The sequence below is a fragment of the Arthrobacter sp. KNU-44 genome (genome assembly GCF_051843155.1).
Lineage (GTDB): Bacteria > Actinomycetota > Actinomycetes > Actinomycetales > Micrococcaceae > Arthrobacter.
Window position 1 is genome coordinate 3,718,538 of record NZ_JBPXNG010000002.1, and the last position, 24,568, is coordinate 3,743,105.

At 63.9% G+C, this 24,568-nt stretch carries 23 protein-coding genes, 1 tRNA gene and 2 pseudogenes; 18 read left to right on the forward strand and 8 right to left on the reverse strand.

Annotated features, from left to right (window positions below):
• Positions 1–58: 58 nt before the first annotated feature.
• On the reverse strand, positions 59–223 hold the full coding sequence (locus ACSVHC_RS18435; protein ID WP_439181194.1) for a hypothetical protein: 165 nt from the start codon (positions 221–223) through the stop codon (positions 59–61).
• An 81-nt stretch (positions 224–304) separates the two neighbouring features.
• Here ACSVHC_RS18435 and ACSVHC_RS18440 point away from each other — a divergent pair, with 81 nt between their 5' ends.
• Complete coding sequence (locus tag ACSVHC_RS18440; protein WP_439181195.1) at positions 305–1,273, forward strand: GlxA family transcriptional regulator; 969 nt, start codon at positions 305–307, stop codon at positions 1,271–1,273.
• Here ACSVHC_RS18440 and ACSVHC_RS18445 read toward each other — a convergent pair.
• The 6 genes and pseudogenes from ACSVHC_RS18445 to ACSVHC_RS18470 form a co-directional block, all read right to left on the reverse strand.
• Positions 1,270–1,581, reverse strand: a complete 312-nt coding sequence (locus ACSVHC_RS18445; protein WP_437770771.1) for a protealysin inhibitor emfourin — start codon at positions 1,579–1,581, stop codon at positions 1,270–1,272. The genes ACSVHC_RS18440 and ACSVHC_RS18445 overlap by 4 nt on opposite strands.
• 33 nt (positions 1,582–1,614) lie before the next feature.
• A complete protein-coding gene (locus ACSVHC_RS18450; RefSeq protein WP_437770770.1) occupies positions 1,615–2,631 on the reverse strand; it encodes a M4 family metallopeptidase in 1,017 nt (338 codons plus the stop codon).
• A 176-nt stretch (positions 2,632–2,807) separates the two neighbouring features.
• Positions 2,808–2,880, reverse strand: a tRNA-Arg gene (locus ACSVHC_RS18455).
• Positions 2,881–2,967: 87 nt separating this feature from the next.
• Positions 2,968–4,492: pseudogene (locus ACSVHC_RS18460) on the reverse strand (FAD-dependent oxidoreductase).
• Positions 4,489–5,361 (reverse strand): annotated as a pseudogene (locus tag ACSVHC_RS18465) (FAD:protein FMN transferase). The pseudogenes ACSVHC_RS18460 and ACSVHC_RS18465 overlap by 4 nt, the downstream one beginning before the upstream one ends.
• 4 nt (positions 5,362–5,365) lie before the next feature.
• Complete coding sequence (locus ACSVHC_RS18470) at positions 5,366–5,785, reverse strand: FMN-binding protein (RefSeq protein ID WP_437770767.1); 420 nt, start codon at positions 5,783–5,785, stop codon at positions 5,366–5,368.
• Between the two features lie 219 nt (positions 5,786–6,004).
• Between ACSVHC_RS18470 and argS the strand changes: the two genes are divergently transcribed.
• The 10 genes from argS to ACSVHC_RS18520 all read left to right on the forward strand — a co-directional run bounded on the left by argS (position 6,005) and on the right by ACSVHC_RS18520 (position 18,768).
• Complete coding sequence (gene argS / locus ACSVHC_RS18475) at positions 6,005–7,654, forward strand: arginine--tRNA ligase (RefSeq protein WP_437770766.1); 1,650 nt, start codon at positions 6,005–6,007, stop codon at positions 7,652–7,654.
• Between the two features lie 80 nt (positions 7,655–7,734).
• Entirely contained in the window at positions 7,735–9,156 is a 1,422-nt protein-coding gene (gene lysA, locus ACSVHC_RS18480; protein WP_437774060.1) for a diaminopimelate decarboxylase, read from the forward strand.
• Entirely contained in the window at positions 9,149–10,465 is a 1,317-nt protein-coding gene (locus ACSVHC_RS18485; RefSeq protein WP_437770765.1) for a homoserine dehydrogenase, read from the forward strand. Before lysA ends, ACSVHC_RS18485 begins: the two co-directional genes overlap by 8 nt.
• Complete coding sequence (gene thrC / locus ACSVHC_RS18490) at positions 10,466–11,572, forward strand: threonine synthase (protein WP_345452819.1); 1,107 nt, start codon at positions 10,466–10,468, stop codon at positions 11,570–11,572.
• 2 nt (positions 11,573–11,574) lie between these two features.
• Positions 11,575–12,549 carry a homoserine kinase gene (thrB, locus tag ACSVHC_RS18495; protein WP_437770764.1) on the forward strand — a complete coding sequence of 325 codons (975 nt, stop codon included), beginning with the start codon at positions 11,575–11,577 and terminating at the stop codon, positions 12,547–12,549.
• A gap of 301 nt (positions 12,550–12,850) precedes the next feature.
• Complete coding sequence (rho, locus tag ACSVHC_RS18500; protein WP_437770763.1) at positions 12,851–15,007, forward strand: transcription termination factor Rho; 2,157 nt, start codon at positions 12,851–12,853, stop codon at positions 15,005–15,007.
• A gap of 177 nt (positions 15,008–15,184) precedes the next feature.
• Positions 15,185–16,258, forward strand: a complete 1,074-nt coding sequence (gene prfA / locus ACSVHC_RS18505) for a peptide chain release factor 1 (RefSeq protein WP_028264759.1) — start codon at positions 15,185–15,187, stop codon at positions 16,256–16,258.
• Positions 16,259–16,276: 18 nt separating this feature from the next.
• Positions 16,277–17,149 carry a peptide chain release factor N(5)-glutamine methyltransferase gene (prmC, locus tag ACSVHC_RS18510; RefSeq protein WP_437770762.1) on the forward strand — a complete coding sequence of 291 codons (873 nt, stop codon included), beginning with the start codon at positions 16,277–16,279 and terminating at the stop codon, positions 17,147–17,149.
• Positions 17,150–17,161: 12 nt separating this feature from the next.
• A complete protein-coding gene (locus ACSVHC_RS18515) occupies positions 17,162–17,974 on the forward strand; it encodes an L-threonylcarbamoyladenylate synthase (RefSeq protein ID WP_437770761.1) in 813 nt (270 codons plus the stop codon).
• Positions 17,971–18,768: a WecB/TagA/CpsF family glycosyltransferase gene (locus ACSVHC_RS18520; RefSeq protein WP_437770760.1), complete on the forward strand. Its 798-nt coding sequence runs from the start codon at positions 17,971–17,973 to the stop codon at positions 18,766–18,768. The genes ACSVHC_RS18515 and ACSVHC_RS18520 overlap by 4 nt, the downstream gene beginning before the upstream one ends.
• On the opposite strand, the gene ACSVHC_RS18525 is transcribed toward ACSVHC_RS18520, so the two are convergent.
• Positions 18,765–19,661: a glycosyltransferase gene (locus tag ACSVHC_RS18525; RefSeq protein ID WP_437770759.1), complete on the reverse strand. Its 897-nt coding sequence runs from the start codon at positions 19,659–19,661 to the stop codon at positions 18,765–18,767. The genes ACSVHC_RS18520 and ACSVHC_RS18525 overlap by 4 nt on opposite strands.
• A gap of 213 nt (positions 19,662–19,874) precedes the next feature.
• On the opposite strand from ACSVHC_RS18525, the gene ACSVHC_RS18530 reads away from it, so the two are divergent.
• From ACSVHC_RS18530 to ACSVHC_RS18560, 7 genes are all read left to right on the forward strand, one after another.
• Positions 19,875–20,984 carry an MraY family glycosyltransferase gene (locus tag ACSVHC_RS18530; RefSeq protein ID WP_437770758.1) on the forward strand — a complete coding sequence of 370 codons (1,110 nt, stop codon included), beginning with the start codon at positions 19,875–19,877 and terminating at the stop codon, positions 20,982–20,984.
• Positions 20,985–21,112: 128 nt separating this feature from the next.
• Positions 21,113–21,601, forward strand: coding sequence for a hypothetical protein (locus ACSVHC_RS18535; protein ID WP_437770757.1), 489 nt, complete (start codon positions 21,113–21,115; stop codon positions 21,599–21,601).
• Positions 21,588–21,926 (forward strand): hypothetical protein, encoded by a 339-nt coding sequence (locus ACSVHC_RS18540; protein WP_345452836.1) that lies wholly within the window; start codon positions 21,588–21,590, stop codon positions 21,924–21,926. The genes ACSVHC_RS18535 and ACSVHC_RS18540 overlap by 14 nt, the downstream gene beginning before the upstream one ends.
• An 81-nt stretch (positions 21,927–22,007) precedes the next feature.
• Entirely contained in the window at positions 22,008–22,808 is an 801-nt protein-coding gene (gene atpB / locus ACSVHC_RS18545) for a F0F1 ATP synthase subunit A (RefSeq protein ID WP_236811724.1), read from the forward strand.
• Positions 22,809–22,890: 82 nt separating this feature from the next.
• The gene (gene atpE, locus ACSVHC_RS18550) at positions 22,891–23,109 is read left to right on the forward strand and encodes an ATP synthase F0 subunit C (RefSeq protein WP_028264751.1); all 219 of its coding nucleotides are present in this window, start codon (positions 22,891–22,893) and stop codon (positions 23,107–23,109) included.
• 54 nt (positions 23,110–23,163) lie between these two features.
• Entirely contained in the window at positions 23,164–23,724 is a 561-nt protein-coding gene (locus ACSVHC_RS18555) for a F0F1 ATP synthase subunit B (protein WP_236811722.1), read from the forward strand.
• Positions 23,724–24,551, forward strand: a complete 828-nt coding sequence (locus ACSVHC_RS18560; RefSeq protein WP_234747860.1) for a F0F1 ATP synthase subunit delta — start codon at positions 23,724–23,726, stop codon at positions 24,549–24,551. The genes ACSVHC_RS18555 and ACSVHC_RS18560 overlap by 1 nt, the downstream gene beginning before the upstream one ends.
• The last annotated feature ends 17 nt before the right edge of the window (positions 24,552–24,568 follow it).

Below are 24,568 nucleotides of genomic sequence, written 5' to 3' on the forward strand. Positions count from 1 at the left end.
CATTGAATCTAGCCCAAGATGCGGACAAAAGTCGTCCGTGTTCAGGGGCACACCGTGCTTAGAACGCGCGCAGTGTCCAGCATGAGTTGTTAGGCGGATCCCTCGCCGTCCAGGGCTCGGAACGGTCGGGAAGCCGGCCGCGGCCGTCCCTAAGGACAGCGGAGATGGAAGCGGCGGCGGTGATGATGAGGATGATGAAGAGCAAGACTCCGATGAATTCCATGACTCCATCGTGGTCCTGGTGCACCTCAAGAAACAGTGGCAGAAACGACCCAGTTAGGCAATTTTCTGCCACACTGGATCTATGTTGAAAACGGTGGCAATCATTGTTGTTCCCAACTTCTCGATCTTCGAATTCGGGACCGCCTGCGAGGTCTTTGGCATTGACCGCGCGGACCGTGGGAGCGGCGTTCCCGGCTTTGACTTCAGGGTCTGCACTCCGGTCCCCGGAGACGTGAAGATGAAGTCCGGGCTGTCGATGCACGTCGGCCGGGGCCTGGAAGCCACGGCCGATGCCGACCTGGTCATCATGGCTCCGTACGGACGGGATGAGGACGTGCCGGAGTCTGTATTGGCTGCGCTACGGGCGGCGCACGCGCGCGGGGCGTGGGTCATGTCAATTTGTTCCGGGGCGTACGCGCTTGCCCGCGCAGGCCTCCTTGACGGGCGCCGCTGCACCACGCACTGGCATTATTCACAGGACCTCGCCAGCAGGTACCCGCAGATTCACGTGGACGAAAATGTGCTCTACGTCCAGGACGGAACGATCATCACAAGTGCCGGCACGGCCGCCGGCATTGACGCCTGCCTGCATCTGATTCGCGTGGAGCTTGGCGCCCACGTTGCTGCTGCCATTGCCCGCGACATGGTGGTTCCGCCGCACCGCGACGGCGGACAGGCCCAGTTCATCGACCGGCCCATGCCCACGTGCGGCTCCGCGCCAATGGAGGCATTGTTGCGCTGGATGGTGGAGAACCTCGATCGGGACCACAGCGTCAACGAACTGGCCGCCCGGCTGCACATGTCCGCCCGGACCTTCGCGCGCCGGTTCCGGGCCGAAACAGGTGCCACACCGGCGGCGTGGCTCAACTCGCAGCGCGTGCTCCGGGCACAGGAACTCCTGGAAACCACGGAGCTGAACATCGACGAGGTTGCGCGCGAAGCCGGGTTCGGACATTCCGTGCTGCTGCGGCACCACTTCGCCAAGGTCCTGGACACGAGCCCGCAGTCGTACCGCAGGGCTTTCCGTGGCCAGTTGGCGGAGGTCGGCTAGCGGCGGAGGGTCTCGTGTCCCTCTACCTTGGCGTTCTCCACGAGGGTGTGCCATGGCCCGGTGACATCGGTTTCCGGAAGCGTGGCCCGGCGTTGTCCGGCGCGGATCGAATACATGAACCGGTCGGCCTGCCCGGCCGCTCTCCCGGCTGCCTGCGCGGCCGCTAGTGCGCGGGATGGCACCTGGTCCCAAGGGCAGGCCTCCACGATCGGCATCCAGCGTCTCTTGTCTTCGGAAGTGGCGGCATCCACGGTCCAGACGCGTGTGATCGCGGCGACGCCACCGCTGCGCTGGACAGTGATTTTCATGTTCTGCGGCTTCCACTGCTCCGGAGGGTGCTGCTAGAGCTTTACCTTCACAGTTTCCCACGCCTCGCGGACTGCGTCATGCTCGTTCGAACCGGCCCCGAAGAGCTCCTCTGCAGACGCCACTGTGGCTTTTGCGAAGCGTCCGAAGGTGCACGTCGCAGGCAGTGAGCCGCTGCTCAGCGTGTTGTACCAGATCTGTCCCGGCGCCTCCCAGGCATTACCGCCCAGCTCCTGGGCAACAAGGGAGAACGCCCGGTTGGGGATGCCTGAGTTGATGTGGACCCCGCCGTTGTCCGCGGTGGTGCGGACGTACTTGTCCATGGAGTCCGGTTGCGGATCCTTCCCGAGCACGTCGTCGTCATACGCGGTCCCTGGTGCTTTCATGGATCGGAGGGCGGCGCCTTGGACGGCGTCGGTGAACAAACCCTCGCCGATCAGCCAGCTGGCCTCGGCTGCAGACTGCTTTTTGGCATACTGCTCCACCAGTGCCCCGAAAACATCCGACATGGACTCGTTGAGGGCTCCGGCCTGGTTCCGGTAGGCGAGGGCTGCCGTGTACTGGGTGACACCGTGGGCGAGCTCGTGCCCTATCACGCTGAGCGACTTCGTGAACCTCTGGAAGATCTCGCCGTCGCCATCACCGAAGACCATTTGGCTGCCGTTCCAGAAGGCGTTGTCGTACAGTTCGCCGTAGTGGACAGTGGCATCGAGTTTCAGCCCGGCGCCGTCGATCGAATTCCGGCTGAACGCCTCGGCATAAAGCGCGTGGGTTTCGCCCAGTCCGTCGTAGGCTTCATCGGCGGCAGCGTCGCCCGTCGCCGGACCTTTCTCCTTGCGGACAAGCTTCCCCGGCAAAGCCTCGGTGGAGCCGGCGTCGTAGATGGTCCGCTTGGGCGGGCCGGGCTTCGCCTGGCGCGCCGTGGGCACAGGGACCGGCACCGGAAGCGCCCGGACCGCCTGGAGGTTCTTGATGTGCAGCAGGGATTCCTTGGCCGCGCGCGCAATCACGCGCAGGCGGGGCTCGTGCTGGGCCGCCAGCCTTCGCAGCATATAGGGAGGAATGATGGAACAAATCACGGCGAACCCTTTCGTACCTGTTGGACGGGTACGAACAGCTTAGGAGCGGCCACCGACTTTTTAGCGGGCCCGGTGCGGCATGTCCCCGGCAACGCGGACAGGCAAGGAAAAACCCCGCCGGTTCCTTGAACTGGCGGGGTTTTCTCTTGTGCCCTCGATAGGATTCGAACCTACGGCCTTCTGCTCCGGAGGCAGACGCTCTATCCCCTGAGCTACGAGGGCATCCGGGGCTCCCGTCCGTTGCCGGAGGGACGTCCATGAGCTTAGCAGGTCACCGCGCCGCAATGGAAAACGGGCGGGGGCGAGCCGTCAGTAGCCCGCGAAAGCGTCCACGTGGATTCGTCGGGCTCCGGCATGGCGGGCGGCGGAGCGAAGGGTGTCCACGTTCGCCGGGGACCCGGAGACGTACACGTCCCGCTTGGCGACATCGGGGATGAGCTTCCGCAGGGTGTCGCCGTCGATGCGGCTCCGCCCGGCTTCGTGCATGAACGACGGCGGTGGGGAACCGTCCGAAAGACGGGCGATGACCCGTGCGCCCGAGGCCTCCAGGACATCGCTCCCGGCAAGTTCGGCGACGCTGGGGGCGAGATACAGCACGACGATGTCCCGTCGTGCGGAGTCGCTGGACGCCAGTTGGGAAAGGAAAGGTGCAATCCCGATTCCCGCCGCGATGAGCAGCACGGGTTTGCCGGCGTCGGGGGGTAACACAAAGTCGCCGCCCACCGCTGTTCCACTGATGCACTCTCCAGGCTCAAGCGCGAGCAACGCGCGCTTGGCGGCGGAGACTGGTTCCGCCGTGCCGACGCCGAATGTCATTTCGGGCGAGTCCGGCGGGCTGGTGATGCTGAAGACCCGTCGCCGTCCCTTCCCGTCCGAGCGCGAGTGCGGAAGGTTGAGTTCCATGAACTGCCCCGGGAGGAAACGGACGGGCCGTCGTGGCTCAAAACGGAATTCGGTGGTGAAGGGCGTCAGCGGACGCGAACCCCTGTACGTCAGCATGATTCCGCCGCGCTGTCCCACGAGGAAGGCGAGGAGGTTCCCGATGAGCAGCGCGAGCTCGGGCGAGTTGGCGACGACGCCCGCCAGGTTGTAGGGCACCGCAAACAACAGGGCCACGACGGCGGCCAGTGCCACTTGCTGCCATCGGCGGGGAGGCAGGGTGAGGGGCTCGGTGAGCATGAAGCCGACGAAAAAGAGAAGCGGCTGCTGCGCGATCGGTTGCCACACAGCGGAGCCGAAGGTCATGCCGCCCCGGAGGAGTATGGCGCAAACCACCGACAGCGCAACCACGACGAAAACGCAGGCCATGAGCACCTTCAGCGTCCGGTAGAGCACCAGCAGCACGCCGGGGACCAGGAGCCACAGCATGGCCGGGGTTGCTGCCCACCAAGTGGCGATGTTCAAACCGGTGAGCCCGGCGATGAAGGCGCCCGCCGCGGCGGGATTGAAAATGTGCCGGCCGCGGAAGGCTAGGACATATTTGGATGCCGAGGCCAGGACGCATGCCACGGCGACCCCCGCGAGATCGAGGATCTGCACCGAGGGAATCAGCTCGGTGGGCCAGAACAGGAAGTACAGCAGAAAGCCCGTGATGAGCGAGGACTCCGAATGCGGCTGGACCTTGAAGAGCCTCGCCACGAGCCGGTTGGATGCGTACGTCAGACCCAGGCACAGCACGAGGTGGACCAGCATTTCAGGCAGCCCGAAGCTTAGCCAGCCCAAGGCGTCCAACACCAGGCTGTACCGCCGCGAGCGCGGCAAGGACCCAGAGGATCAGCCGGTACATCGTGAAACGCCCGAGCCAGGCATCCACGCGCGCTTTGATGGCAATCATGAGAACAGTGTCCCTTCGAAGCCGGCCGAATAGGCGGCATGTCCGTCCGAATAAACCTGGAGCCAGGAGAAATCGAATTCTCCCTCAAGCAGCGTCGGATCCACCATGAAAAGCGCGGTCGCCAGGGCATCGGCTTCCATTGCGGTAACAGCCATGGTCCACGTGGCCACTACCGTCTCTATCGGGCGACCGGTCGCCCCGTCGAGGACATGGTGCAGTCCGTCGCCCCACGCCCGGCGGTTGGCTGCGGAAGCGCACAGCGCGCCGTCGTGGAGTTCGACGACGCCGATCGCCTGGGTGGGGTCCTAGGGGTGTTCGAGGGCCACGCCCAAGGGTTCCGCCCCGGAATGGAGCATGTCGCCGCTGGCATCGACAAGGAACTCCGTAATTTCCGCTGAGCGCAGGACCGCAGCCGCAAGGTCCACCAGCTGGCCTTTCCCGGCAGCGCCGATGTCAAGGACCACGGGAACGGAAACGGAGATCTCTGTACCGTTCCACTCGAGGACGTCTTCCCAACGCGGCGCTGGCACCGGGTGGCCGAGGGGCCGCAAGGCATAGCCCGCACCGTAGCCCAGGCGCTCGAGGCTGCCGCCGATGAGCGGCGTCATGGCGCCGTTGCTGAGGCGGTACAGTTTTTTGAATAGCTGTTCCAGCTCTCCTGCCCCGGCCGGGAGGGTGACAGTGCCGGCTTCACGGGCGAGCGCTGCAACCAGGGAGTCGTCCCGGAAACGCGAATAGCTTCGGTCGTAGTCCTCCACGACCCCGAGCAGGCTGGCGCGCACCGCGTCCGGGAGTTCCTCCGGCGTCGAGATTTCCCATCTGGTCCCGATACCGTCGAAGCTGAAAACGCTCCAGCCCGTGTGCGTCATGCGCCTACTTGGCCTCGGACTTGATGGTTTCCACGGCCTTGTTGAACCCTTCGCTCGTCAGCGAGGAGCCGGCGACCTTTGAGACGTTGATCTCGTCCAGTTTCTTGCCGACCACCTGCGCGGCGATGCCGTTCTTGAACTGCCCCTGGAATTCCTTGGTGTTCGTGTTGTTGGCATGGACGGTGATGTCCACCGCGGAAATGGTGTTACCGGCCAAGGTCAGCTTGACGCCCACGGTTTCACCGCCGTTGGGTGAAATGTAGTCACCGTCCGCGCTGTAGGTACCGTCCTTGTACGGGCCGGAGATCGTGGAGGTCTTTTGCGGGGTGCTGCCTTGGGCCGAGGGGGCGCAAGCTGCCACCGAACTGGCCAGGGAGAGGCCGGCGGCGCCCACCAGGAGGCCCTTGCGGAGTGGCGTGGTCATGGTTCTGCTCGTTTCAACTGGACTCGAAAAGGGTCAATGCACATTGCTCCGGGCCGTGGGCCGATCACACCATTGACGTTGATTTCAGCCTATCGGTTCAGTCTGGGAGCTCTACTGGCCGAAGCTGGGCGTCGGCTGGGTGCGCGCTGGTGCCCGCGTGTGCGCATTGCTAAGCATAAGAATTCCACCACTTGCAAGCCCCACCGGTAGGCTAGACAGGTGACTCCCGAAGAACTCTCAGCCGCCATATCCGCCTGCCTGAAAGACGCTGTCGCCGCCGGCGAGCTTGCGCTTTCCGAATCTGCCCTCCCCGAGGATGTGCGCGTGGAGCGACCGAAGAACCGGGAGCACGGCGACTGGGCCACGAACATTGCCTTGCAGCTTGCCAAGCATGCCGGGACCAACCCGCGTGAGTTCGCGACGATCCTGGGCAAGCGACTGGAAGCGATCGACGGCGTCACAGCCGTGGACATCGCGGGCCCGGGCTTCCTCAACATCACCGTGGATGCAGCCGCCGCCGGCGCGCTGGCCAAGGTCATCGTCGAGGCGGGAAGCTCCTACGGAACCAACCAGGCGCTCGCAGGCCATGTGGTCAACATGGAATTCGTCTCGGCCAACCCGACGGGACCGCTGCACATCGGCCACACGCGTTGGGCCGCCCTGGGCGATTCCATTGCCCGCGTCCTCCGCGCCTCCGGTGCGGACGTCACCGCGGAGTACTACATCAACGACGCCGGCTCGCAGATGAACGTTTTTGCGAACTCGGTGCTGTCCCGCCTGCACGGACGCGGTGTTCCTGAGGGCGGCTACCCGGGTGAGTACATCCGGGAACTCGGCGACGAGGTCCTCACGGCCCATCCGGCAATCCGCGAGCTGACCGACGAGGCAGCACTGCCCGTGATCCGTTCCGCCGCCTACAAGGCCCAGATGAAGGACATCAAGGACACCTTGGCCGGGTTCGGCGTGGCTTTCGATGTCTTCTTCTCCGAGCAGGAACTGCACGACGGCGGTGCGATCGAATCCGCCGTTGCCCGCCTCCGGGAGCAGGGCCACGTGTTCGACGACGGCGGGGCAGTCTGGCTGCGCACCACGGACTTCGGCGATGACAAGGACCGCGTGATGATCCGCGCCAACGGCGAACCCACGTATTTCGCCGCCGACGCCGCGTACTACCTGTCGAAGAAGGACCGCGGCTTCACGGAGAAGATCTACCTGCTCGGGGCCGACCACCACGGCTACATCAACCGGCTCAAGGCCATCGCCGCGTGTGCGGGCGACGACCCCGAGGTCAACATCGAGGTCCTGATCGGCCAGCTGGTCTCCGTCAACGGCGCCAAGCTGTCCAAGCGTGCCGGCAACATCATCGAGCTCAAGGACCTTATCGAGTGGCTCGGGAAGGACGCCGTGCGTTACTCGCTCGCGCGCTTCCCCGCCGATTCGCCACTGACGCTGGATCCGGAACTGCTGAAGAAGAACAGCAACGAAAACCCTGTGTTCTACGTCCAGTACGCGCACGCCCGCTCCCGCGGCACGGCACGCAACGCGATCGAGGCCGGCGTCGACCACAGCGCCTTCGACGCGTCCCTGTTGGACCACGCCACCGAGAACGAGCTGCTGTCCTACCTCGGCAGCTACCCGTCCATCGTTGCCAAGGCTGCGGAGCTCCGCGAACCGCATCGTGTGGCCCGCCACCTCGAGGTCATCGCCGGTGCCTACCACCGCTGGTACGACGCCTGCCGCGTCTCACCGCTCGGCGACGAGCCGGTCCAGGACGTCAACCGCACACGGCTGTGGCTCAACGACGCCACGAGCCAGGTACTTGCCAACGGACTTGAACTCCTCGGCGTTTCAGCCCCGGAACGGATGTGATCCCCGTGAGCGAGCCCAATACCGTGCAGCAGAGCCCCAACAATGCCGCAGCCTCGCCCCTTGCCCCCGAATGGCTCACAATGCCGGAGGACGTGAACGCGCTTCACTCGCCGATGTGGGCCGAAGGCGTCCGGCGGAACAACGACGGCGAACTCACCATTGACGGCGTTCCCGTCAGTGAGCTCAAGGCGCAGTTCGGAACCCCGCTGTTCGTCATGAGCGAGGGCGATTTCCGTGCCCGCGCCCGCTCCTTCAAGGATGCCTTTGATGCAGCCTTTGAGGACATCTGCGGGGGAGTGGACGTCTACTACGCCGGAAAGTCCTTCTTGTGCACTGCCGTGGCCAGCTGGGTGGCGGAGGAAGGCCTGCGCCTGGACACGTGCTCCGGCGGCGAACTCGCCGTCGCGGCCCGCGCCGGCATCGACGGCGCCAACTTGGGGCTGCACGGCAACAACAAGTCCGATGCCGAGATCAACCGGGCGCTGGACATGAAGCTCGGACGCATCGTGGTGGACAGCCTCGATGAGCTTGAGCGGGTTGCCAAGATTGCCTCCGGCCGCGGCGAGACGGCGAAGGTCATGCTGCGGCTGACTCCCGGCGTCCACGCCCACACCCACGAATTCATCGCCACGGCCCACGAGGACCAAAAATTCGGTCTTTCCATGGCCGGGGATACCACGGAGTCAGCAGGCCTCTCGGCCGCCGAGGAAGCCGTCGCTGCCGCCACCTCGTACTCGAATGTGGAACTCCTGGGCCTGCATTGCCACATCGGTTCCCAGATCTTCGAGCCTGACGGCTTCGCCCTGGCAGCCGTGAAGCTGTTGGAATTCCTCGCCGCGATGCAAGCGAAGTACTCCATCGTCTTGCCGGAACTGGACCTGGGTGGCGGCTACGGCATCGCCTACACGCCCGTGGACACCCCCCGTCCGCCGGCCGAAATCGCTCAGGCGATGGCCGCCGTCGTACGCTCCAAGTGCGCTGAGCTGGGCATCACCTCGCCGCGCATTTCGATCGAACCGGGCCGCGCAATCGTGGGCACCAGCACCTTCACCTTGTACGAGGTCGGGACCCTGAAAACCGTCCGCGTGGACGCGCCTGCCGGTGCCGAAGGCAAGGAAAACGTTACGTTCCCGCGCCGCTATGTGTCGGTGGACGGCGGTATGAGCGACAACGCCCGTCCGGTGCTGTACGACGCGGATTATTCGGCCATTCTCGCCTCCCGGACCTCGGACGCCGCCCCGCAACTGTCCCGAGTAGTGGGCAAACATTGCGAGAGCGGCGACATAGTTGTTAGAGATGTATATCTGCCCGAAGACGTGGCAGCCGGTGATCTGCTCGCTGTACCGGGAACCGGCGCTTACTGCTGGGCCCTCTCAAGCAACTACAACTATCTGGCCAGGCCTGGCGTTGTCGCTGTGCGCAATGGATCCGCCCGGCTGATCGTCCGCGGGGAAACCGAAGAAGATCTCTTGAACCGCGACATGGGAGTGGCGAATGTCTGAAGTGCGAACCCTGAAGGTGGCCCTGCTGGGCTGTGGCAACGTGGGAGCCCAGGTAGCGCGGATTCTCCTGGACGACGCCGACGCCCTTGCTGCCCGCACTGGCGCACGCTTGCAGCTGTCCGGCATCGCCGTGCGAAACATTGATTCAGAGCGCGACGTCGAATTGCCGCGCGATCTGTTCACCACCGACGCCGACACCTTGGTCAAGGACGCCGACCTGGTGATCGAACTCATGGGCGGCATCGAGCCCGCCCGCTCGCTCATCCTGACCGCCATGCAGAACGGCGCTTGCGTCGTGACCGGCAACAAGGCGCTCCTGGCACAGGATGGCCCCACGCTCTACGAAGAGGCCGACAAGGCCGGCGTCCAGCTCTCCTATGAGGCCGCCGTCGCCGGAGCCATTCCGATCCTTCGCCCCATCCGCGACAGCCTCTCCGGCGACCGCATCACCCGGGTCCTGGGCATCGTGAACGGCACCACCAACTTCATCCTCGACCAGATGGACAGCACCGGTGCGCAGTTCGCTGACGCGCTGGCCGAGGCCCAACGGCTCGGATACGCGGAAGCCGATCCGACTGCCGACGTCGAAGGCCATGACGCTGCGGCCAAGGCCGCCATCCTCGCGTCGTTGTCCTTCCACACGCGCTTCGCCCTCGAAGACGTCTACTGCGAAGGCATCACGAAGGTCAGCGCAGCCGACATTGCAGCCGCGAAGGAAGCAGGCTTCGTCATCAAGCTGCTGGCCATCGCCGAGAAGATCACCAATACAAACGGCGACGGCGGCATTTCAGTCCGCGTCCACCCCACCCTCCTGCCTCGCGAACACCCGCTTGCAGCCGTTCGCGGTGCGTTCAACGCCGTCTTCATCGAGGCCGAGAACGCCGGCGAACTGATGTTCTATGGCCAGGGCGCCGGCGGAACCCCGACGGCGTCTGCCGTCCTGGGCGATCTCGTCTCCGCGGCGCGCCGGGTGGTGCTTGGCGGTCCCGGTCGTACCGAGACAACCACCGGCTACGTGCCTGCGCTGCCGATCGATGCGTCGACCACGAGTTACTACATCGGCCTCGACGTTGCCGACCAGGCCGGCGTGCTGGCCCGGATCACCCACATCTTTGCCGAGCACGGCGTATCGATTGAAATCATGCGCCAGACGATCCACCGCGACGCCGCCTCGAAGGTTGAGTCGGCCGAGCTGAAGATTGTCACCCACCGCGCATCCGAAGCCGCACTCGCGGCAACCGTCGAGGCCGTCAAGGGCCTGGACGTCATCAATTCTGTGACATCCGTCCTGCGGGTAGAAGGGGTCTAAGTGGCTCACCAATGGCGCGGAGTAATCCGCGAATACGCTGATCGTTTGCCTGTAACGGAAGCCACGAAGGTCATTACCCTCGGCGAGGGCGGAACTCCCCTCGTTCACGCACAGAAGCTCTCCGAACTCACCGGGTCCACTGTGTACCTGAAGGTGGAGGGCATGAACCCCACCGGTTCCTTCAAGGACCGCGGCATGACGATGGCCATGACGGCGGCTGTCGAAGCAGGCGCCAAAGCCGTTGTCTGCGCCTCCACGGGCAACACCTCGGCCTCGGCCGCAGCCTACGCCACGGCCGCCGGGCTGAAGTGTGCCGTTTTGGTCCCCGAAGGCAAGATCTCCATGGGCAAGCTCAGCCAGGCGATCGCGCACGGCGCCACGCTCCTGCAGGTGGACGGCAACTTCGACAACTGCCTGGACATCGCCCGCAAGCTCGGCGAGTCCTACCCGGTGTTCCTCGTGAACTCCGTCAACCCGGCGCGCATCCAAGGCCAGAAGACCGGCGCCTTCGAAATCGTCGACGCCCTCGGAGACGCTCCGGACATCCACGTCCTCCCGGTGGGCAACGCGGGCAACATCAGCGCGTACTGGAAGGGTTACAAGGAGTACTCCGCGCCCTTCGAGTCCGCAACTGCCGGCACCCTTCCGGCCGTCTCCACCAAGACGCCGGCCATGTGGGGATTCCAGGCAGCAGGCGCGGCACCGTTCGTGGCAGGCCATCCCATCACCGAACCGGACACGATCGCCACGGCCATCCGCATCGGAAACCCGGCATCCTGGGACACGGCCATCGCGGCACGCGATGAATCCGGCGGCTTCATCGACGCCGTGACCGACGAGCAAATCCTCGATGCCCACCGCTGGCTCTCCGCCAAGGAAGGCGTCTTCGTCGAACCCGGTTCCGCGGCAGGCGTAGCCGGCCTCATCAAGAAGCACGCCGCAGGCGAGGTTCCCACCGGCAAGACGATCGTCATCACCGTCACCGGACACGGACTCAAAGACCCGCAGTGGGCTCTCCGCACGGAGGACGGCAGCGAGGTCCAGCCGGTCAAGGTGCCGAACGACGTCGTGACCGTGGCATCCGAACTGGGACTGGAAGAAAACTAAGAGTGGAAACCACGCAGCCCACCGCGACTGGTCTCAAGCTTGTCGCGGCAGGCCAGCAGCTGACCGTCAGGGTCCCGGGTACCAGCGCAAACCTGGGCCCCGGCTATGACAGCCTCGGCCTGGCATTGTCGATCTACGACACCCTGACTGTCGAAACACTCACCACCGGAGAGCTCGAGTTCGAGCTCTCCGGTGAGGGAGCCGACACTCTCCCTCGCGATGCCAGCCACCTGGTCGTGCGGGCCCTCAACACCGCCTTGGAACGACTCGGTTTCCGGCACAGCGGTCTCAAGATCACCGCGGACAACGTCAACCCGCACGGCCGCGGACTTGGCTCGTCGGCGTCTGCAGTAGTTGCCGCTGTTACCGCAGCCAACGCCTTGGTGCCCGAATCCGCCCAGCGTGACCGCGGGTGGGTCCTGCAGCTCACGAGCGAGATGGAAGGGCACCCGGACAACGTCGCACCCGCGATTTTCGGCGGACTGGCCTTGTCATGGCAGGACAGCGAGCAGTACAGCAGCACCCGTGCAGAAGTGGTCCGGTCCGTCATTCCCATCGTGGCCGTGCCTGACTACGAACTGTCAACCGAAACCGCCAGAGGGTTGCTGCCTGCTTCCATCGGCCACCACGCAGCAGCGATGAACTCAGGACGCGCGGCCCTCCTGATCCACGCGTTGACGGCAGACCCCCGTTTCCTGCTTCCCGGAACCGAGGACTACCTGCACCAGAGCTACCGTGCAGAGGCAATGCGGCCAAGCGCGGCGCTGATCACGGCATTGCGCTCGGCGGGCCATGCAGCTGTCGTTTCAGGAGCGGGGCCCACGGTTCTGACATTGGCCAACGGCGCGGACGAAGCCGGGGCGATTGCCGAATTGATTAACTCGTTCACCGCGGACAACACTCCGGACGTTGCTTGGCGCGTGATGACACTGGCAGTGGACGTTGAAGGTGCTAGAGTGGACTTGCACCGGCGGTAGAACCGCGGGCAGTTCCCTGACATTGGATCCCGGCTAAATGCCGTTCCCGTCTCCTACTGTGTCGAAGTCTGCCGGTGTCGTCTCCTTATCGGCCTGTCGCAGGTGCCACAGAACCCTTTCTGTTACCCGAACCGTCAGCCCGCGCCCCGCCCGCCGGAGCATCGAAGACGTATTAGTATCCGGCCCTGCTGAAACTAAACCGGCAAGACCGAAATCACGGCTGCAGATCTGAACTGCAGTCCAGAACAAATCATCGCGTCCAGCTCTAGGTCTGGACGCCGTCGAGGGGGAAGGATCCTTCGTGACAGAAACCACTGAGCTGGCTTCAGCTGTGGACACAACATCTTCTGCAGCTGAATCAACGGCCGCAACCGCTAAGAGCAGCGGCCTTGCAGGCCTCAAGCTCGCGCAGCTCCAGGCTCTCGCCAGTCAGCTGGGCATTTCGGGCGGATCCCGGATGCGCAAGGGGGACTTGGTCTCGGCTATTTCGGCCCACCGTGCCGGTGCAACCACCAGCAAGGCTCCCACCGCGGCCAAGGCCGTGGCGGCAAAAGCCGCGCCTGCAGCCCCGGAAGCTGAGACCTCTGCCGCACCTGCCGCAGTATCCACCGAAGCTCCTGCGCAAGACGGCACCCGGGCACGTGGCCGTGGCCGAAGCCGTCGCGCCACTAGCGATGGTGTTGTTGCCGCTCCTGCCGCCGCGGAAACCGCGGAGGCTCCCGCCGTCGAGGCTCCTGCCGCTCCCGTCGCCGAAGCAAGCGAGGCCGCCGGCGAACGCCGTCAGCCGCGTACGCGGAACCGTCGTCGTGGCGAGGCCGCTCCTGCGGAGGCCGGTGAAGCCGGTGAGACCCGCGCTGCCGAGCAGCCCCAGGCCGAACAGCGTCAGCCCGAGCAGCGTCAGACGGAACAGCGCCAGGCCGAGCAGCGTCAGCCCGAGCAGCGCCAGCCCGAGCAGCGTCAGACGGAACAGCGCCAGGCCGAACAGCGCCAGCCGGAGCAGCGTCAGGCGCAGCCGCGCCAGGGCGAGCAGGCTTCGGTCGAAGCCGGCGAACCCGGCCAGCGCGAACGCCGTGACAACACACGTACACGTCGCGAAGACACGAACGACGGCGATGACACCGGCAACCGCCGCAATCGTCGCAACCGCCGCGACCGCAACGATCGTCCGGGTCCGCAAGACAACCGTGACAACCGCGACGGAAACACCCGCAGCGACCGCTTCCGCGACCGCAACGAACGCCGCCGCGGCCGCGGACAGGGCCCGGACGTCGACGACGTCGAGGTCACCGAGGACGACGTCCTGCTGCCGGTTGCCGGCATCCTGGATGTCCTCGAGAACTACGCGTTCATCCGCACTTCCGGTTACCTGCCGGGTGCCAACGACGTGTACGTGTCCCTCGCCCAGGTCAAGAAGTACAACCTGCGCAAGGGTGACGCCGTCGTCGGCGCAATCCGCGCCCCGCGTGACGGCGAGGACCGCAGCCAGCAGACTGCGCGCCAGAAGTTCAACGCGCTCGTCCGCGTCACGTCGGTCAACGGCAAATTGCCCGAAGAGCTCAAGGACCGCGTTGAATTCGCCAAGCTCGTCCCGCTGTACCCGTCCGAGCGCCTGCGCCTCGAAACGGATCCCAAGAAGATCGGCCCGCGCGTCATCGACCTCGTGGCCCCGATCGGCAAGGGCCAGCGCGGCCTGATCGTCTCCCCGCCCAAGGCCGGCAAGACGCTCATCCTGCAGTCCATCGCGAACGCGATCACCACCAACAACCCTGAGGTCCACCTCATGATGGTGCTGGTGGACGAACGTCCCGAAGAAGTCACGGACATGCAGCGCACCGTCAAGGGTGAGGTCATTGCCTCTACCTTCGACCGTCCCGCCGATGACCACACCACGGTTGCCGAGCTTTCCATCGAACGCGCCAAGCGCCTCGTGGAAATGGGTATGGACGTGGTGGTCCTCCTGGATTCCATGACCCGACTGGGCCGCGCCTACAACCTGGCAGCACCGGCCTCCGGCCGTATCCTGTCCGGTGGTGTCGATTCCGCTGCGCTCTACCCGCCGAAGCGCTTCTTCGGTGCTGCGCGCAACATCGAAAACGGCGGCTCGCTCACAATCCTGGCTACCGCGCTCGTCGAGACCGGTTCCAAGATGGACGAAGTCATCTTCGAAGAGTTCAAGGGCACGGGCAACATGGAGCTCCGTCTGTCCCGCCAGCTGGCGGACAAGCGCATCTTCCCGGCCGTGGACGTCAACGCTTCGGGTACCCGTCGCGAAGAGAACCTGCTTTCGGCTGAAGAAGTCAAGATCATGTGGAAGCTGCGCCGCGTCCTGTCCGGACTCGAGACCCAGCAGAGCCTTGAACTCTTGACCAACAAGATCCGGGAGACCGGGAGCAACGTCGAGTTCCTCATGCAGGTTCAGAAGACGACTCTTGGAGCCAAGTCGGATAACGACAAATAGCTGTTTTAGGGGCGGGTGCTGGTTCGTTCGTGCGGTTGATTCCGCGCGGATGTTCCGCTCCCGCCCCTTCCCGTTGCGTTGCGGGGTCACTTACGGCCCATGCCGGAGGCCCGGATGGGCCGTAAGTGACCCCGCGTTGCAGTTATTAGACTTGTAGAAGTCGAAAGAGGTTTTGAAATGTTTGAGTCCGTACAGGGATTGCTTGATGAGCATGCTGCTATCCAGGCGCAGTTGAGTGATCCTGCCGTTTATGCCGACCAGGCTTTGGCCCGCAAGTTGGGGCGGCGCTCTGCCCAGCTGCAGGGCATCGTTGAGGCGTACAACCGTTGGCGCGGGCTCATGGACGATCTCGAAGCAGCCAAGGAAATGGCTTCCGAGGACGCCGAATTTGCCGCCGAGGTAGACGAAATCGAGGCGAAGCTTCCGGCCGCGCAGGAGAAATTGCGGCGATTGCTGATCCCTCGCGATCCCGACGACGCCCGCAACGTCATTCTTGAGGTCAAAGGCGGCGAGGGCGGCGACGAAGCTGCGCTCTTCGCCGGAGACCTGCTGCGCATGTACATGCGTTACGCGGAGTCCCGCGGCTGGAAGACCGAACTCATCTCGGCCACCGAATCGGATCTGGGCGGCTACAAGGACGTCCAGATGGCCGTCAAGGGCAACTCGAACGATCCCGCTGAGGGCGTCTACGCACGCTTGAAGTTCGAAGGCGGCGTGCACCGCGTCCAGCGTGTCCCTGTCACCGAGTCGCAAGGCCGCATCCACACTTCCGCGGCCGGCGTCCTCGTGCTCCCCGAAGTGGATGAGCCCGAAGAACTCGAAATCAACCAGAACGACCTCAAGATCGACGTCTACAGGTCCTCGGGTCCCGGCGGCCAGTCCGTCAACACCACGGACTCGGCAGTCCGCATCACCCACTTGCCTACGGGGATCGTGGTGGCCATGCAGAACGAAAAGTCCCAGCTCCAGAACCGCGAAGCCGGCATGCGCGTCCTCCGTGCCCGTATCCTCGCCCACCAGCAGGAGCAGATCGACGCCGAGAACTCGGCCCAGCGCAAGTCGCAGATCCGCACCATGGACCGTTCGGAGCGCATCCGTACGTATAACTTCCCGGAAAACCGGATTGCCGACCACCGTACCGGCTACAAGGCGTACAATCTCGACGCCGTCATGAATGGTGACCTGGAACCGGTCATCCAATCGGCCATCGAGATGGATGAACAGTCGCGCCTGGATGCCCTGGGCGAGTAACAGACTGCAAGGAACTTCATGACGCTCTTTCCGGGCCAAAGCCTCGCGGACGCCGTCCGCGAGGCAACAACCATCCTGTCCGACGCCGGAGTCCCCACTCCGCGCGTGGACGCGGAACTCCTCGCCGAACATCTCCTGGGTGTCGGCCTCGGCCGCTTGCGCGCCATGCTGCTTGGCGATTCCGCCGCCCCGGAAGGCTACGCGGACTTGGTGGCCGAGCGCGCCCAGCGCGTTCCACTCCAGCACATCACCGGCGTCGCGCACTTCCGCTACCTCACGCTCGCCGTGGGCCCGGGCGTGTTCATTCCGCGGCCGGAAACGGAATCCGTCGTCCAGCTCGTCATCGACCACCTCCAGGGACTCGGGCACCCCAAAGTGGTTGATCTTGGCACCGGCTCCGGCGCCATCGCAGCCTCGATCGCCCACGAAGTGCCCGGGGCCGAGGTCCACGCCGTCGAATTCAGCACGTTCGCCCATGCCTGGGCCGCGAAGAACCTGAAGCCCCTCGGGGTGAAGCTCGTTCAAGGCGACCTCAGGAATGCCTTGCCCGAACACGACGGAACTTTCGACGTCGTCGTTTCCAATCCGCCCTACATCCCGGCTGAAGCAATTCCGAACGAACCTGAAGTGGCACTGCACGATCCGCCGGAAGCGCTTTACGGCGGGGGAGCGGACGGAATGGATCTTCCGACGGCGGCTGCCGCCTCGGCTGCGCGGCTCCTCAAGAGCGGTGGCTTCTTCGTGATGGAGCATGCGGAGGTACAGGCACGGTGGATTTCCGCGCATCTAAAGGCCGCCGGCTGCTGGACGCAGGTCACCACCCACCTCGATCTCAACGGCAAGGAACGTGCCACGAGCGCAGTATTGGCAATCGACGCCTCGCGGGAATGAAAGAATAGCGCTGTGACCACAAGCTACAACTGCACGTCAGAGGAACAACGCGCCGAAGGCCTGGAGCATGCGCAGCGCGCCATCAGCGAGAAAAAGTGTGTCGTCATGCCGACGGACACCGTCTACGGCATTGCCGCCGACGCCTTCTCGCCGCAAGCCGTGACCATGCTGCTGGTCTCGAAAGGCCGTGGCCGCCATATGCCGCCCCCGGTGCTGATCCCGCGGCTCAACGCGCTGGACGGGCTGGCGACCGACGTATCGGAAGAAGCCCGCAAACTGGCAGAAGCCTTCTGGCCCGGCGGCCTGACGCTGATCTTCCACGCCCAGCCGTCCCTGGATTGGGACCTGGGGGAGACCCGCGGAACCGTCGCCCTGCGCATGCCTGACGACGAAATTGCGCTCGAACTGCTCAACCGCACCGGTCCGCTGGCGGTGTCCTCGGCAAACCGCACCGGTCAGCCGGCAGCGCAGACAGCCTCCGAGGCGAGGACCCAGCTCGCTGAATCGGTCGAGGTATACCTTGAGGGCGGCTTCCGGCCTGTCGAGGGAACCGAGTCCGTGGCGTCCACGATTGTCGACGCAACCACTCTGCCGCTCCGTGTGGTCCGCGATGGTGCCATTTCCCTGGAACGCCTCCGCGAGATAGTTCCCGGAGTGCTGGCCCTTGGAGAAACCACGCCTGAAACTGAACCGGCGGCTGAAGCCGCGCCGGAAACTGCAGCGGCGTCTGAAACCGCCCCTGAAACCGAACCGGCGACTGAGACCGAAACGGCCCCGGGGGAACAAGCTGGGACTGTTGTCCACACGGAGACCAGGGCCGAATGAGCCTGGTTCGGGATCGTGTTCCCCTTCTGGACGTAGACGTCACCGCACTATGCGCCGACGAACTTATCGAGGCCATCAGCGGGTACGTTTCGGACGGCACCACCAAGGTAGTCCTTGGACACAATCTGCACAGTGTCACGCTGTTCCATTCGAGCCCGGATTTCCGCCGCCTCTATGAGCGCAGCGATGTGGTGCTCATGGATGGTGCGCCTGTCGCCATGCTCTGGGGACTAGGTCGCCGCACAGGCTCAAGAGACGATGGCGCGGGGTTGATGGAATACCGTTTGGGATCCACTGACTGGGTACCGGCCCTCGGCGGAGTCGAGGGGCTACGCCGGATCGCCGTCGTGGGCGCCGGCCCCGAGGCCAACAGCAAGACGGTGGAGCGCCTCCGCAAAATCGTGCCCGGCGCCGAGGTCTCCGGGCGGCCTGGTGAGAATTGGAACGATGCCAGCGAAGAGGCCGCCGTCGCCTGGCTCGCGGAATTCCGTCCGCAGCTCGTGCTTCTTGGCCTTGGAATGCCATTGCAGGAATCGGTCTTGCACCGCCGTTTGGACGAGCTTCCGCCTGCGGTCTACTGCACGGTCGGCGGCGCCATCGAGCAGCTGGCGGGCCTCCAGAAGCTCGCTCCACGCTGGCTGGGCCGTCTCGGGCTCGAGTGGGCCTGGCGGCTCGTCCTGCATCCGGGACGCGTCGCTTACCGGGTCTTCGGCGAGCCGTGGGTGCTCCTCGGCCTGCTGGTCCGCCGTCGGCTTTCCCGCAGGAACAGGACGCAGCGCCCGGTGGGCCGTTAGAACTTCTGGTCCTCCAGCGGGCCGAAGCCCTTTTCCCGCAAACCGGCGGAGAATGCCCTGAACCATTCGGCGAGCCCGCGGAAGTCACCGCGGGGGAGGAAGTAGCCCAAGTAGCCGCCGACGTCGGCTACCATCGACTTGCCGCGGCGGTAGCGGCGGATCAAGTAGCCTCGGTTGCGGTAGTAGAAGTAGCGCTTGAAGGCAGAATCCGGCACGATCACGTGCCAGCGCGCGCCGAAGACGTGCTTTGTTTCGGAGAACGCGTGCGGGTGGGTGATCCACGCCGTCGCGACCGTACCGAAGCGTATCCCGGCTTTCCTGAGGCGGATCATGAAGTCCACCTCATCGCCCCGGATGAACAGCCGGATATCCGGCACTCCGACTTTGAAGAAGACGCTGGAACGGATGAGCGCACCGTTGAAGAAGTGCCCGACGTCGGGCAGGAACCCCGCCTTCTCGACTTCGGCGCGCTCGTGGGTCACCTTGCCGTCAATCCGGAAGAAGAAGGAAAGCTTGTCCGGGTGGCCGGGGGCGACGACAAGCGGAACGACTGCATCAAGTCCACGGGCCTCCGCTTCGCGAACCAGGGTTTCGAGACAGGCGGGATCGCCGGGTTCGGCGTCATCGTCCATGATCCAGACCCATTCGGCACCGCTGGCCACCGCCTTGAGGATCGCAAGGGCGAAGCCGCCCGCGCCGCCCAGGTTCGCCTCCGAGCGGACGTAATCCACCTTTGGATGGCTTGACGCAAGCTCCCGCGAAGGAACGGTTCCGCTGTCCACGAGGCAAATCGTGTCCACGGGCATGGACTGCTTGTTGATGGCGTCGAGCAGGACTGCTAGCTCTCCGGGGCGGTCAAAGGTCACAGCCGCAACGGCAACGGAGACTGGCATGTAGGGTTCCTTCCGGGCAGTTGCGGGGAGGGTCCTCCCGGCTCGCCCTAGGGGCGCGTGAAACGGAGCAAAGCCGCCGTAGCCGCTAGTATCTTGACAGAGTCCAACTGTAGTACAGCAATATTCGGCGGTGCGCAGAGGTGTTGCAGGTGTTGTGCCGGCAGCTAGTCGCCAGGGACAGAATCCACCGCCACCGCCAACAGGAGCCGCCACGTGATCATGTATTCGCTCATGATGCTCACGGCTGCCGTCGTGTCGTACCTCGCTACGTGGGTAGCCCGCCAGATGGGCAACAAACTTCGGCTTTTCGCCCCCATCCGCAGCCGGGATATGCACTCGGTGCCGATTTCCCGACTCGGTGGCCTGGGACTCTTCGCAGGCTTTGCCGTGGCCCTCGTGGTAGCCAGCAATTCGTTCTTCGTGAAGGACATATTCCACGGGAACGGTGCGCCGTGGGGAATCCTGGCAGGTGCCCTTGTGATCGTGGCGGTGGGTGTCGCCGATGACGTGATGGACATCCGCTGGTGGGTCAAACTGATCGGCCAATGCACGGCCGCTACGATCGTTGCGGTCTGGGGAGTGCAGATGTCCGTGATTCCGTTTGTTCCGGAACCCATACGGATTGAGGCGGAGCCGTTGCGGATCGTCCTGACCGCGCTCCTCATCGTGACCACCATGAACGCAGTCAATTTCATCGACGGCCTCGATGGCCTGGCGGCCGGCGTCGCCGCAATCGGCGGGGTTGCGTTCTTCCTGACGGCGTATTGGGTCCACCGCAATGCAACGCTCACGGACCGCTCGGATCTGGCGGCGCTGCTGATGGCGATCATCGTGGGTTGTTGCATCGGATTCCTGCCGCATAACTGGTTCCCGGCCAAAATCTTCATGGGCGATTCCGGCGCCATGCTTCTGGGCCTCGTGATGGCTTCGGCCGGTGTGGTGTCAACGGGCCAGATCAGTTCAGGACTGTACGACCGCGCCAATGGTATTCCGACCATCGTGCCAATCCTTCTGCCGTTCGCCATCCTGTCGCTACCGTTGCTGGACCTAGGACTGGCGGTGTTGCGACGGACCGCTCGCGGCCAATCGCCCTGGTCGGCTGACCGCGGTCACTTGCACCACAAGCTCATCGAGCTCGGCCACACCCACCGCACGGCGGTGCTGATGATGTACGTCTGGACCTGCATTCTGGCGTTCGGAGGCCTCGCGTTTGCCATTTTCCCGTGGCAGATGGTCCTCACGGTCGACATCGTGGCCGCGCTGATCATGGCCGGAGTAACAGCCTGGCCATACTTCGTCCGAAAAGGGCGCGCCGTCCAGTAGACGGTGTGTGACGAAGGCGTTAACATCACAGTTCTATCTCATGTAGAATTCTAGGGCGGACAGTCACTCGCCCGCGCACCCACCCTTTTTGAGACTTTGGCATTTTTGCCACGACGATTGGCATCCCCATGACCACCAACGCCGGCGGACAGCAGTCCGACTCGAGCGGCGTTGCTGCCCCCCGCTCCACCTCTTCGCTGTGGCTGCGGCTTCTTTTCCTCAGCTCGACGACGGCGGTGGCGGCTCTCGCTGCGACGGCGGCTGTTGCGGCGGTCATGAACGGTGGCGTAGGAGTGCTTTCTGCCGCATTCGGCGGTGCGATCGTGATGGCTTTTTTTGCCATCAGCCTCTTGATCGGCCATTTTGTCGGCAGGGATAACCCCTCCGGCGCGGTTGGCCTTTTCGTTGCCAGCTATTTTGTCAAGGTCGTCGGCTTCGCGGTGGTGCTGTTCGTGTTGGGAGCCCCCGCATGGCTGCACGGACGCTGGTTCGTGATCGGCGCCGTCGTCACGGTTGTCTCATGGCAAGCCGCCGAGATCTACGGCTTCAGCAAGGCCCGGCTCCAGATCTACAACGACCCCGCAGCAGGCAAAGGGGGCGACGATGTTCACTCCTAGGAACAAGCGACGCTCCGCTACGCCCAATGCCCCAAAACCCGGCGATTCCACTGAGCAAGTGAGCGACGGAAGCGACGGCGGATACAACGCCGGCATCGCCGTCTTCAGCTATATTGTTGGCGGAATCATAGTCTGGAGTTTGATAGGCTGGGGTCTGGATAATCTGTGGGGGACTCGCTGGATTGTGCTCCTTGGCGCTCTGCTTGGAGCCGCAGGAGGGTTCTATCTTTCCCATATGCACGGCCTCACAAGTCATCGCTCGTCTTCCGGTGGAAGCAAAGCAGACAGTGGTCCGTCCCAGGACGGGGACAGTAATGCCAAATAATTTCACACGGGAAATGGCTGCAAGAAACGCGGCCGGATCCTCAACAACGCCCAATGATGGACACTGCAGAGAGGAAACGCGTTGATCGCGCTTGCGCTCCCGGCCCAGGATTCAGGGACCTTCACTCCTCCCGGAATCGACCAAATGCACCTGCCGGCTATCCTGCCGTGGGGTGCGAGCGATGGCTTCTCCAAGCAGATGTTGCTGGTGATCCTGTCGGTCGTCCTTATCGCTACATTCTTCATCCTTGCTGCGCGCAAGCAGCAGCTGGTTCCCGGCAAGCTGCAGTTCGCGGGCGAGATGGCCTACGGCTTCGTCCGCAACAGCATCGCCAAGGACATTATCGGCGGACGCGACTTCATGAAGTTCGTGCCCCTTCTGTTCTCGCTGTTCTTCTTCATCCTGGTGAACAACATCTACGGCGCCATTCCCGTGATCCAGCTTCCGAGCTTCTCGCACGTCGGCGGGGCCTATGTGCTGGCCGCAGTTGTGTACGTCACCTGGATCGGCATCGGCATCAAGAAGAACGGCCTGAAGTACTTCAAGCTGGCCACTGTTCCTTCCGGTGTTCCGTGGTACATCCTGCCGATCGTCGTGCCGATCGAGATCATCTCCAACTTCATGGTCCGGCCGGTCACCCACAGCCTTCGTCTCTTCGCCACCATGATGGCAGGTCACCTCATCGTGATGATCGCCGGCTCCGGCATTGAGTTCCTCGTCATGCAGGAAAACGTCCTTCTCAAGGGCGCGTCCGTGCTGGTGCTCGTTGGCGCAGTCGCCATGTACATGCTCGAAGCCCTGATCATGGTGCTGCAGGCGTATGTCTTCACGCTTCTGACTGCGATCTACATTGAAGGCGCGCTCCACGCCGACAGCCACTAGGCACAACCCCTCAATCTTCCCCTCCGGGGGTTGAAGCAAACCAAACAACCTGCCGCGACTGCGGCATCTTGAAAGGAAAACAATGAACGGCGATATCAACGGCTCCCTTAACCTCATTGGCTACGGTCTCTCCGCAATCGGCGGTGGTATCGGTGTGGGTCTCGTATTTGCTGCTTACATCAACGGTGTTGCACGTCAGCCGGAAGCCCAGCGCGTGCTCCAGCCGATCGCGTTCCTTGGTCTGGCTCTGACGGAAGCCCTCGCCATCCTCGGCCTGGTCTTCGCTTTCGTTCTCAAGTAAACCGCTAAGAACCAAGCGAACATTCAGAACCGAGTAGATAAGGACGGGTGAAATATGAATCAGCAGATCATCTCAGCCGCCGCTCAAGGTGCCGCCGAGTCGGCTAATCCGCTCGTTCCCAACGTCTGGGAAATGGGCGTCGTCCTCGCTGGCTTTGCGGTCCTCTTTTACATCGTGGTCAAGTTTGTTGTCCCGATGTTCGAGAAGACTTTCGCCGAGCGCGCAGAGGCGATTGAGGGCGGCATTGCCAAGGCTGAAAAGGCCCAGGCAGAAGCTTCTGCAGCTCTCGAAGAGTACAAGCAGCAGCTCCACGATGCCCGCGCCGAAGCCAACCGCATCCGCGAAGAAGCTCGAGCCGAAGGTGCCCAGATCCTTGCGGAGCTGAAGACCAAGGCAGCAGCCGAGTCGGCTCGCATCACCGAGCAGGCGTACGCCCAGATCGAATCAGAGCGCCAGGCAGCTGTTGTCTCCCTGCGTTCCGAGGTGGGTACCCTGGCCACGACATTGGCAGAGCGCATCGTTGGCGAATCGCTCAGCGATGACGAGCGTGCCGCCCGCGTGGTGGACCGCTTCCTCGCAGATCTGGAGACCCAGAGCGCAGGTGCAGCTAAGTAATGGCAGGTGTATCGAGCGAATCGCTGACCAAGGCGCTGGAGCAGTTGGAAGCCACGCTTCCGACGGCCTCGCTGCAGTTGGCTAAGGACCTCTTCGGAATCCTGGGAACGGTGGACAGCTCGGCTGGCTTGCGCCGCGCCCTGACTGACCCCTCCCGCAGCGGAGAAGAAAAGTCGGCGCTGGTCAAGCAGCTGGTTGGCGGAAAAGTCTCCGCTGATGCTGCGGAAATCGCGAGTGGATTGGCCAGCTTGCGCTGGGCATCGGCACGCGATATCGGCGATGCACTCGAGACTCTTGCCGCCACGGTGGTCATTGCCGTGGCTGAAAACAAGTCGGCCGTTTCTGCCTCCGGAATCACGGGGCTGGAAGAGCTGGAAAACGATCTGTTTGCTTTCAACCAGACCGTTGCTTCCAGCCACGAGGTACAACGTGCTCTGGGAGAGTCGCAGGCAAGTGCTGCGGCCAAGATCAGTCTGGCGGAGAAGCTGCTTCCTGGTGCAAGCCCGGAAGCCCAGCTCCTCATCGGCCAGGCCGTGTCGCAGCCGCGCGGCGTCAAGCCGAGCAAGCTCATCGACAATTTCGCCAAGCTTGCAGCCAAGCGCCAGCAGCGCTGGATCGCAACTGTCCGCGTTACCCGTCCGTTGACGGATGCGCAGGCCAGCCGTCTGCAGGCCGGGCTTGATGCCCTCTACGGCCGCGAGCTGAAGGTCAACATCAGCGTTGATCCGACGCTGATCGGTGGAATCCGGGTCCAGGTGGGAGACGAAGTACTTGATGCTTCCGTCGTAGCCCGCCTGTCCGAGCTCCGCCGGCAACTCGCTGGCTAGCCAGAAAAGCACAACTT

Excerpts from the sequence above, each read along its gene's own strand:
- ACSVHC_RS18450 (WP_437770770.1), bottom strand. The coding sequence starts at position 2,631 with ATGCTGCGAAGGCTGGCGGCCCAGCACGAGCCCCGCCTGCGCGTGATT.
- ACSVHC_RS18485 (WP_437770765.1), top strand. The coding sequence starts at position 9,149 with ATGTCTGAAGTGCGAACCCTGAAGGTGGCCCTGCTGGGCTGTGGCAAC.
- ACSVHC_RS18525 (WP_437770759.1), bottom strand. The coding sequence starts at position 19,661 with ATGCCAGTCTCCGTTGCCGTTGCGGCTGTGACCTTTGACCGCCCCGGA.
- ACSVHC_RS18470 (WP_437770767.1), bottom strand. The coding sequence starts at position 5,785 with ATGACCACGCCACTCCGCAAGGGCCTCCTGGTGGGCGCCGCCGGCCTC.
- ACSVHC_RS18540 (WP_345452836.1), top strand. The coding sequence starts at position 21,588 with ATGTTCACTCCTAGGAACAAGCGACGCTCCGCTACGCCCAATGCCCCA.
- lysA (WP_437774060.1), top strand. The coding sequence starts at position 7,735 with ATGCCGGAGGACGTGAACGCGCTTCACTCGCCGATGTGGGCCGAAGGC.
- prmC (WP_437770762.1), top strand. The coding sequence starts at position 16,277 with ATGACGCTCTTTCCGGGCCAAAGCCTCGCGGACGCCGTCCGCGAGGCA.
- ACSVHC_RS18440 (WP_439181195.1), top strand. The coding sequence starts at position 305 with ATGTTGAAAACGGTGGCAATCATTGTTGTTCCCAACTTCTCGATCTTC.
- ACSVHC_RS18445 (WP_437770771.1), bottom strand. The coding sequence starts at position 1,581 with ATGAAAATCACTGTCCAGCGCAGCGGTGGCGTCGCCGCGATCACACGC.
- ACSVHC_RS18535 (WP_437770757.1), top strand. The coding sequence starts at position 21,113 with ATGACCACCAACGCCGGCGGACAGCAGTCCGACTCGAGCGGCGTTGCT.
- ACSVHC_RS18520 (WP_437770760.1), top strand. The coding sequence starts at position 17,971 with ATGAGCCTGGTTCGGGATCGTGTTCCCCTTCTGGACGTAGACGTCACC.
- ACSVHC_RS18435 (WP_439181194.1), bottom strand. The coding sequence starts at position 223 with ATGGAATTCATCGGAGTCTTGCTCTTCATCATCCTCATCATCACCGCC.
- prfA (WP_028264759.1), top strand. The coding sequence starts at position 15,185 with ATGTTTGAGTCCGTACAGGGATTGCTTGATGAGCATGCTGCTATCCAG.
- atpE (WP_028264751.1), top strand. The coding sequence starts at position 22,891 with ATGAACGGCGATATCAACGGCTCCCTTAACCTCATTGGCTACGGTCTC.
- ACSVHC_RS18555 (WP_236811722.1), top strand. The coding sequence starts at position 23,164 with ATGAATCAGCAGATCATCTCAGCCGCCGCTCAAGGTGCCGCCGAGTCG.
- ACSVHC_RS18560 (WP_234747860.1), top strand. The coding sequence starts at position 23,724 with ATGGCAGGTGTATCGAGCGAATCGCTGACCAAGGCGCTGGAGCAGTTG.